We start from the raw sequence: 8,645 nt of genomic DNA, 5'->3' as shown, positions 1-8,645 counted from the left end.
GATCCGCGATGACATCCACGAAGCCTTCCTCAGCCTGGCCTGCGCGATCATCTGCTGGCGCCGACTCCGCAACCTCTCATTGAGTTAGGAGTTCTTAGTGCGCGTCGACGGCGATCACGTCGTCTACAGCGTCGGATCCGGCTCGTTCACCTTTGTGACCGCTCCGCCGCCGTCCCGGGTTGACGCCGGTCGCGGATGACGGCCACCACGAGGACGACCGCGGCGACGCCGAGACTGAGCAGCAACTGCGGGCGTGCGGTGTCGTCGAATGCCATGCCGGCGAGCAGCACGAGCAGCCCGGCGATCGTCGCCCAGGTCAGGTACGGAAAGCCCCACATCCGCAACGTCAGGCGCTCCGGCGTGGTCGACTCCAGTTGCTTGCGCAGGCGCAGTTGAGAAATGGCGATGACCAGCCAGACGAACACCGCGATGGCGCCGGAGGAGTTGACGAGGAACAGGAAGATGGTGTCAGGCCAGAGGTAGTTCAGCACGACCGTGCCGAACCCGACGACAGTGGACACCAGCACGGCCGTGAACGGCACGCCCTTGGCACTGAGCCGCCGCCACGCCGCAGGCGCCTCGGCACGCCGCGACAGCGAGTACGCCATCCGGGATGCCGTGTACAGCCCGGAGTTCAGGCACGACAGCACCGACGTGAGCACGATGACGTCCATGACCGTCGCCGCACCGGGCAAACCGATCCGCTCCAGCACCGCGACGTACGGGCTCTTGGCGACACCAGCGTCGTCCCACGGCAGAAGGGTGACCACGACCGCGATCGAACCCAAGTAGAAGACAAGGATCCGCCACACCACCGAGCGCACGGCGGTCTGCACGGCGCGCTGCGGGTTCTCCGACTCACCCGCCGCCACGGTGGCGATCTCGGCTCCGAAGAACGAGAACACCACCACGAGCATCGCGGCGAACACCGGACTGGCCCCGTTGGGCAGAAAGCCGCCGTGCCCGGTGAGGTTGCTCAGCCCCGGCGCCTCGACCCCAGGCAACAGCCCGGCGATCGCGGCCAGCCCGATGATCAGGAACACGCTGATGGCGGCGACCTTGATCGAGGCGAACCAGAACTCGAACTCGCCGTACGAGCGCACCGAGTAGAGGTTGGTCAGCGTCAGCACCACCATCAAAACCAAGGCCCACACCCACTGCGGCACACCGGGAACCCACCGATGGGTGATAGCCGCGCCCGCGGTGGCCTCGATGCCGATGACCACCACCCAGAACCACCAGTAGAGCCAGCCGATCGCGAACCCGGCCCTGCGCCCGAGCGCGCGTTCGGCGTAAGCGGAGAACGAGCCGGTCTCCGGAATCGCGGCGGACATCTCACCGAGCATCCTCATGACCAGCACGACGAGCGCCCCGGTGACCAGGTAGGAGAGCAGCACGCCCGGCCCGGCCTGCTGGATGGCCGCCCCGCTGCCGACGAACAGACCGGCACCGATCACACCGGCGATCGCGATCATGCTGAGATGCCTGCCGCGCAGTGTGCGCGCGAGTTCGCCCTGCTCGGACATCCGGCCTCCTGTTTCGCTCCGTACCCGTCCGCTCACTTTGGGCCAGAACAGGCGAGAAGCGAACTATCGATCTGTCCAATCTGGAGCCTCGAACTGGACACATTGGCAGTCGCCGGACCGGTACCAGCGGCTGTCGGTCGCCTCAAGCGAGGAGATGTCAGACGTGCTTTGCAGACGCGCTCTCCTCCACCGGGAACCTCCGTGCCCTCCCGACGTCCTGATGATCGACGGAGGGGGTACGGCATGTCCGGTTGGCGATCTGTGTGGTGTCCGGTCGCGGTGGCGGTAGTGCCCACCTGGCTGCTGCTCACCGGAGTCGCGGCGCCCGGCGGCTACTACACCGTCCTGACGCTCGCGCTAGCCGGCTGGGCAGTGGTCGCGTGGCTGTGTCTGGTGGTAGGCGCGGGCCAGATCGGCCACCCCGTTCGACGCTGGTGGCCGATGCTGCTAGTGCCCGCCCTGTGCGCGGCAAGCTGGACGGCCGCCTCCGCTGGCGTGGTCGGCCCCGCGCTGTTCCCGTTGCACCGAACGGCGTTGGAGAAGGCCATCGCGCGGCCGGCCGAGGGACAGCCTCCGAGCGTGGGCTTCTACAACTTCCACGACCGGTACGAGAACCGCGGGTGCACGTTCCTCACCACGAACGATCCCGGCATGACGCGAGTGGCGGGCTTCGTCCGGTGCCCAGGCTTGAATCCCGCCACGAAGACCTGGGACGAGGCGTACCGGTTCGAGCCGCTGGAAGGTGACTGGTACGTGTTCCACCTAGGTAGGTCGACGCGAGCGGGCGGCAGCGTGTGGCGCCTGCGGCTGAGTGCGCTCTCCCCGCCGATCGAGACGTGACCGGCCGCCCGGCGAGCACGATGGTGCCGTTGATCCGCCTGCATGACGCCCAGCACAGCTTCGCCACGATCGTGCTGAGATCGGGGTGCACCCGAAGATCGTGAGCAGTCGGATCGGTCATGCCGAGGTCGCATTCACACTCGACACCTACACCGAGGACATCCCAGATATCGACGCGGACGCGGCGGAGGCCATCGGTGATCTGTTCCTGCCGACTCTGGAAGAGGAGGACGACTGACCGACTGAAACCCCTGTTTGGCTACCGCAGGCCGATTTCGGGCGTTGTTGGCGTGCGCGAAAAACCGGAGAGCCCCTGACCTTTGCAGGTCAGGGGCTCTCCGGCTGAAATGGGCGATACTGGGATCGAACCAGTGACCTCTTCGGTGTGAACTCTCGGCAGGTAGGTCAACTACGGTCTTTGTCGAGGTCAGAGTGCTTGTGGTGCTCGTTCTAGGTCATCAAGCACCAGGTGGGTTGCTGTACTTTGCTGCTGTACATCTGGCGTACCGTCGAGCCCACGACGGACCATCGTGCGGCGTTTGCGAGTCAAACGATCAAGCAGCTGAGCTGGGTTATCAGAAACAGGCGCTCAGGTGGTTCACGAAGATGCGAAATTCGCTCTATTGCCGCGAGAGCATACGATCGAACAAGCCGCTAGAGTTCGTCGTGAACGCCACGATGTCGATAATTAGCCAACGTAGGCCAATAAAAGCCAATAGGGGTGGAAAAAATGGAGCAGGCGCATAGAAGATCCATGTAAGTAATCCGGCGACCCCCAGCGGCCCCGCACTGTTGCGCAGTGCCCGCAGCACGGAGGAACTCCAACTTATTTTGACGGTAATCCACGTGAGCAACAGTAAGGTAATGACAGAGATCGTGACGATGCCACGGGCGTCTGGTTGAAGGCCGACGAACACACTGGTTACATAGTCGTCCACGATACCCAGTGCAGCTATTGTGCCGAGTAGAAGTCCCAGGAATCGCTCAACCAATGATGTGGAAACAAACCGGTCCACTGCTCTGACCCACCAGCGGGCACGCATCACGCTGTAGAGCAGATCGTGCAGATATTTGCCATTGGAGAGAAACGGAGGCGGTAACTCCGGTAACGCCCATCGCCATGACCAAGAAGCGCACAGTTGGTCGCTCCCGTCGAGCACCCTCGAGCACTCTAACAGTGCCAGCGCGACGATCTCAGTTTCGGCGTAGAGGTCGGCGCTTTGGTTGAGCCAGTGGCGACGTTGCTGAAGCAGCCGAAGGGCGGCGATTTCTACCTGCTTCACATGCAGCAAATCCAGCTCCGCTGCCAGGCGGAGTGCAAATGCAGTTTCGGCGATATCGCGGATCCTGCGCTGGTTCCGCATCCGACCTGAGAACCACTTCACAGCGGCGGCTAGCGCATCGTCGGCGACTGCGGCTTCCACCAGACTGTTGCGCTTGGCCGCCTTGATAGCTCGGACGACGTTAAAGGTATTGTGAATCGTCGGAGAGAAACCTGGAACTTCCGCCCAGCCACCCGAACGATCTTGCACTGCCAGCAGGAAGCGGACGGCTTCGACTATAAGCGGATCACTGGAGCGGTTTTCGAGCAACGCCAGCACGACGTGGCTGGTCGCACCGGTGACCACAGTCTGTTCAACTCTCGAATAGGCCCAGCCCACGCCGTTCGGTAATCGCAGCGCGTGCTCCGTCAGGTACCGGTACATGCCTTGGAGGGCGGGGTCGAGCGACGGCTCATCGAGGCGATTGAGCAGCCGCAAAACACGCGCGGTCGTACCCGCCTCCCCGAAGCCGAAGCCGAGGTTCGCCGGGATGCTGCCGTCCGCCAGTTGGGTGGAGACCAGCCATTTCGCCGCGTCAAGCAGTAGCGGATCCGTATCGCCGGACTCGCCAGCCGCAAGGCTGAGTTGGATGTACCGGATCGCGGCACCAGTGTCCTCCGCTCGCATGCCAAAGCGGCGTGACCACGCGTCCGCCGTCGGGAGGCACTCGCGCAATAGCCACAGTGCCAAGGCTACGTCTGGAGGTACCAGAGCGCGTTTCCAGCTCTGCACGGCACGGGCGAGGCCGTAATGATGCCTTGGTATGCCCAACTCCTCCAGCCTGCCGACCACTTGCTCTTCGGCCAACTCGGCGAGCGAGTTGGTGTTAGCGATCAGCGTCAGACGGCGCCAAGCGCCAGGCACGGGGACTGAGATCAGTCCAGTTGCGACAACGGGCGGCATGTCCTGGTCATCCCATCGTGGAGCACCCCGTACCGCTACAGCGGACACGTGTGACAGGGCGGGTACAGCGGGTACACAAGATAGAAGTATTGTGATCTTCGCGGAAGACTTGGAGTTCTGCGCACATGACGCCTACCTCCGACCGGCTGCCATCGTTACGCCGTTCAGTGCAACGGCGACCTGACGAGGTTCTCCGCATTGCGCATCGTGGGGCGGATGCGTCTGAAAAGTATGGTGACGCCGACCTGGCCGCCGTCGCCGCGCAAGGAGCGCATCTCGTCGAATTCGACGTGCACGTGACGGGCGATGACCGCTTGGTGGCCTGCCACGATCCGGTAATACGCACCAATGGCCACCACAGCTGGCTGTTCGACGCTCCAGAATCCCATCATCGACGCGCTCTCGACGAGCTGGGAATTCCGACCGTAGAGGACGTGGTAGGTGCCGCGAAAAAGGCTGGTCTCGGCTTGTACATTGACGTAAAGTCACTGACCGCGAGGTCCGCCGAACGTCTCGTTGAACTCCTCGAATCCACAGAAATGACGCATAGTACAGTTCTTGCGTCACCGCGATCGGATCTGATCGCATTGTGCGCGGATGTCGCACCTGACATCCCTCGCGCCGTGCTATTCGGATCGACTCTTGAAGAGCCGGTGCAGTTGGCGGAAGCAGTTTCGGCAACGTTCGTGCACCCGTGCTGGGAAGCCCAGCCTCGGCCGGACCACCTGCTCGCCGGCGGCTGGCTCAAACGCGTCCGCTCCCGCGGTTTCGGAGTCATAACGTGGCATGAGGAGCGGCCGGATGTCGTGGAAGGACTATACGCCCTGGGCGTAGACGGGATTTGTACCGACACTCCGGCGTTGTTGTCTTCTACTGCAGAACGGTTGCACCATGACCAGACGAAATGACTTAACGTTGGGGCCGAGCCGCGGTGAGGCGTTGCAGGCACTACATCCCGATGTCGAGACACGGGCGCGGGAACCCCGCAAGACACCCACACTCTTGCGACTCCGGAGGGGCCGCCTTGATCAAGAAGAGAAAGTCTGAACGCTGTGGGCTCAAGCCGACCGCTTAGGTGTGAACGGCACCGGTTAAGTCGCGCATGCACAACTTGGTCTCAGGTGTAACGCCTTGAACTGCGGGTTTGTGTCGGGGCGTCTCGTTGCGTCCCACTGGGCCTTCCTTCTGAAGCGTCGTCTTGGCTACAGGTTCGGGCGCAACTCGCCTAGAGCAGTCGATCGCGTTTGCAGGTGATTGGCCCAATCGAGTTGGGCGCCTGCCGGATGTGGCAGCCTCCGAAGTGCCATCGTGCGGCGTTTGGACACAGGACTTTCAGATCGTTTACCTGCAAGAACATTCTTGTCCCGCGCACCCGTCTCGTGAGCGGTCATGTCCGTCTTCTCCCGTGCGGGTGTGCTTGCTGGCCGTTGCGGCGTCGCGAGATCGAGTGAATGCCTGCGGCGATGGGTAACGCGACGCTACCAATGGGCGACGACCTGGTGTGATTCGATTCGTGCCCTTAGTGGCGGTCTTTGGCGTGCTCGCGGCCCTCGCGGGCTGCGGTAGCACGGAGCAGCCGGCAACAACAACGCGCACGACGGAACAGGCGACCATGACAGCGGCGCCCACAGCGAACAAGGACTCGTCAGCAGAACTCGAAGCAGCGGTGCGTGAGTACTCGGCAGCGTTCCTCTCCGGGAAAAACGAGGCGTACGAAATGCTGTCGCAGCGCTGCAAGGAACGCATGCCGCGCGCCGGATTTCTCCAGGTCGTTACAGCGGCGAGCCAGTTGTACGGACCGCAGGACATCGTGTCGCTCAAGGTCGACCAGATTGCCGGTGATCTGGGTCGGGTGACCTCCACCTACGCCAAGTCCGAACTGGACCAGCGGAGCGAGCCGTGGGTTCGGGAGAACGGTGCCTGGCGAGTCGACGACTGCTGACTCCGTTTCACGATCGGGTGAAATCGGACCCGGTGCGGAACTCGATCGGTGAGGTGCCCATTTCGTGCGGCATTGGCAGAGAACATGACTGAGCAGAGGCTCGGGCGGTGTTGCTCAAGGAGATCGTCGAGGGTGTGCCCAAGGCGGGAACGCTGAGCAGATCAAGCACCTCGCCGAGGTGTACGCCTGGGTGTTGCAACCGAACCAGTCGCACTAGCGCGCAGTGCGGGCTGCTCCCGTTCGCGTTGACAGGCGTCGGGAGCGTCCGCCCGAGTGGTCCATCGGCATCGGGTAACCGGTGCCGTAGCCGGACCACCCACGCGCGGGCGAGCACACGCTCGCGCGTGGGTGTCAGCACCGGCCCGGTGCCGGTTCACGACCTCAATCGTTGCTTCCGCTGGATCGGTCATCATGACCGCCACGCACCGCAGCCACAGACAGCATGATCAACTCCGACGAACCAACGGGCGCGACCACTAGCTTGAGACGTGGCAGACTCCAGCCTCAGAGCGGATCGGGCCGAGCTGTTGTGAAAACGAGTCTGGTGCCGCTGCACAGGTTGGTCTCCACTCGCCGGTCACCGGAATCGCCGAACGCGAAGATCAGATACTGGGCACCCTTGATCAGCTCGATGCCACACATGGCGCTGTGAACGGTGGTGATGACGTTAACGTGCCGCGGAACCTTCCCTTTGAGTACCTCGTAGACGCGCACCGCATAGCGATGCAGATCGTCGAACGGATCGGCCTTGTGGCCACGCTCGACCGTCTTCTGGAGAACCGTTCCGGTGAACACATGATCCGCGCGCTCGTAGTGTTCCGCTTCGCTTTCAATCGCGCACGAACACGCACTGGCGGGGCTGACGAACACGCCGACAAGTAGAGTCGCGGTCAGAACACCGACCGACGCAACACTCCCGAGCAAACGCAGACGCACCATTTCGTCTCCCTTGCAGAGCCTGAGTTGGCCGGACTGCCCCAGCCGGAGCGTAGGCACCCTGTGCATCACTCAGCCAGAGCTCTGCGGAAGTACACCGGGTTGAGTGAATGGCGATCTTGTTCGCCCAGGTGGGCGAGTCTGAGGTTGAGGTTCATCACGGCCTCACGCCGAGGCTCGTCGACGACGCTGGAAACCCCATCTCTGAGCCGGCCGGACGTCATCACCAAGCCGCCTACGGCCCTGACCATCCCACCGTCGCCACCCGCCTGAACAGGCTTGTAAGCGCCTCATGGAAATCGACAAGATCTTCTGGGAGACCAAGCAGGGCTGAGGTCAGAGCCTTGCAGACGACGCTGACCTGCGAAAACCCCTTCTGTCGGTCAGCGTCGTTTCTCGTCCTTTGGGGTTGTTTCACGGCCCCAGGACGGCCCAAGTTGGTCTACTTTGGACACCGCCCTGCGGGCCGACGAGACGATTCGTGCATGAACGAAGATTGACGTCCATTCGAACACCTGTGCGATGGTGTCCAAGTGTGGATGACATGGCAGCAGGGAGCGCAGTACGACGCCCAGGTGGACCTACTGCGCAAGCTGGCCAATACCTTCACACGGTTCACCGTTGGCGAGGTGGACGGCCAACCCATACTCCTTGACGACCGCCTACCGACCGGCGAATGCGTGCGGATCGACGGCCCCGCAGCCCCGGACCTGATGCGCCATCTGTTCCACCTCAACTACTACGCACTCCTGTCGCTGGTTGGCCTCCTCGAAGCAGCCCGCGGGACCAAGGCCCAATCGAACGCGGTCGAGCTCCTGAAGCAACTGAAGCTCGATCAGGCCCCCGTGCGACAGTCCGAGAACAGCTGAGCCTGCAATGGTGCGAGGCCACGCAGTTGCTGCCGGTCAACCGTGGTCCTTCTCCTGTCGGCACGGTTGCTCTACTTCGGTGCTGCACGCCCGGCGTGGCGGTCGAGCCTGGCATCCGTTCGCTATGACTTCAACGGCCCCTTGAAGGCTAGGCGGTTCGTGGTCGGTACGCCGTCGATGTTCGCGTAGACCTCCATGATCAACTCGTTCGCGCTAAAGGTTGTCCCGTAATGATCAAGAGTGTTGGCGGGGACGGGTGACAGCGGCATCGCCTGCGGCCAATGGCCGTTCAGGCGGTCATGGTCAG

General features: G+C 62.9%; 9 protein-coding genes. 5 read left to right on the top strand and 4 right to left on the bottom strand.

All coding sequences use genetic code 11. The features are described from left to right. Positions 1-146: 146 nt before the first annotated feature. Complete coding sequence (locus ABZ345_RS47075) at positions 147-1,526, bottom strand: amino acid permease (protein ID WP_359862246.1); 1,380 nt, start codon at positions 1,524-1,526, stop codon at positions 147-149. A gap of 279 nt (positions 1,527-1,805) precedes the next feature. Between ABZ345_RS47075 and ABZ345_RS47070 the strand changes: the two genes are divergently transcribed. Together ABZ345_RS47070 and ABZ345_RS47065 are read left to right on the top strand one after the other, a co-directional pair. Then, positions 1,806-2,366, top strand: coding sequence for a hypothetical protein (locus ABZ345_RS47070; protein WP_359862244.1), 561 nt, complete (start codon positions 1,806-1,808; stop codon positions 2,364-2,366). A 100-nt stretch (positions 2,367-2,466) separates the two neighbouring features. Continuing rightward, on the top strand, positions 2,467-2,604 hold the full coding sequence (locus ABZ345_RS47065) for a hypothetical protein (protein ID WP_359862242.1): 138 nt from the start codon (positions 2,467-2,469) through the stop codon (positions 2,602-2,604). 382 nt (positions 2,605-2,986) lie between these two features. On the opposite strand, the gene ABZ345_RS47060 is transcribed toward ABZ345_RS47065, so the two are convergent. After that, positions 2,987-4,591, bottom strand: a complete 1,605-nt coding sequence (locus ABZ345_RS47060; RefSeq protein ID WP_359862240.1) for a hypothetical protein — start codon at positions 4,589-4,591, stop codon at positions 2,987-2,989. A 125-nt stretch (positions 4,592-4,716) separates the two neighbouring features. On the opposite strand from ABZ345_RS47060, the gene ABZ345_RS47055 reads away from it, so the two are divergent. Both ABZ345_RS47055 and ABZ345_RS47050 read left to right on the top strand, forming a co-directional pair. Then, positions 4,717-5,499, top strand: coding sequence for a glycerophosphodiester phosphodiesterase (locus tag ABZ345_RS47055; protein ID WP_359862238.1), 783 nt, complete (start codon positions 4,717-4,719; stop codon positions 5,497-5,499). Between the two features lie 593 nt (positions 5,500-6,092). Beyond that, entirely contained in the window at positions 6,093-6,533 is a 441-nt protein-coding gene (locus ABZ345_RS47050; RefSeq protein ID WP_359862236.1) for a hypothetical protein, read from the top strand. Positions 6,534-7,037: 504 nt separating this feature from the next. Here the strand turns inward: ABZ345_RS47050 and ABZ345_RS47045 are convergent. Next, entirely contained in the window at positions 7,038-7,472 is a 435-nt protein-coding gene (locus ABZ345_RS47045) for a hypothetical protein (protein WP_359862235.1), read from the bottom strand. A gap of 536 nt (positions 7,473-8,008) precedes the next feature. Here ABZ345_RS47045 and ABZ345_RS47040 point away from each other — a divergent pair. Next, on the top strand, positions 8,009-8,338 hold the full coding sequence (locus ABZ345_RS47040) for a hypothetical protein (RefSeq protein WP_359862233.1): 330 nt from the start codon (positions 8,009-8,011) through the stop codon (positions 8,336-8,338). 122 nt (positions 8,339-8,460) lie between these two features. On the opposite strand, the gene ABZ345_RS47035 is transcribed toward ABZ345_RS47040, so the two are convergent. After that, a partial coding sequence (locus ABZ345_RS47035; protein ID WP_359862231.1) for a hypothetical protein occupies positions 8,461-8,645 on the bottom strand: 185 nt, incomplete at its 5' end.

Source organism: Lentzea sp. NPDC005914 (assembly GCF_040629405.1).
Classification (GTDB): domain Bacteria; phylum Actinomycetota; class Actinomycetes; order Mycobacteriales; family Pseudonocardiaceae; genus Lentzea.
This window is presented reverse-complemented; position numbering and strand designations above follow the sequence as displayed.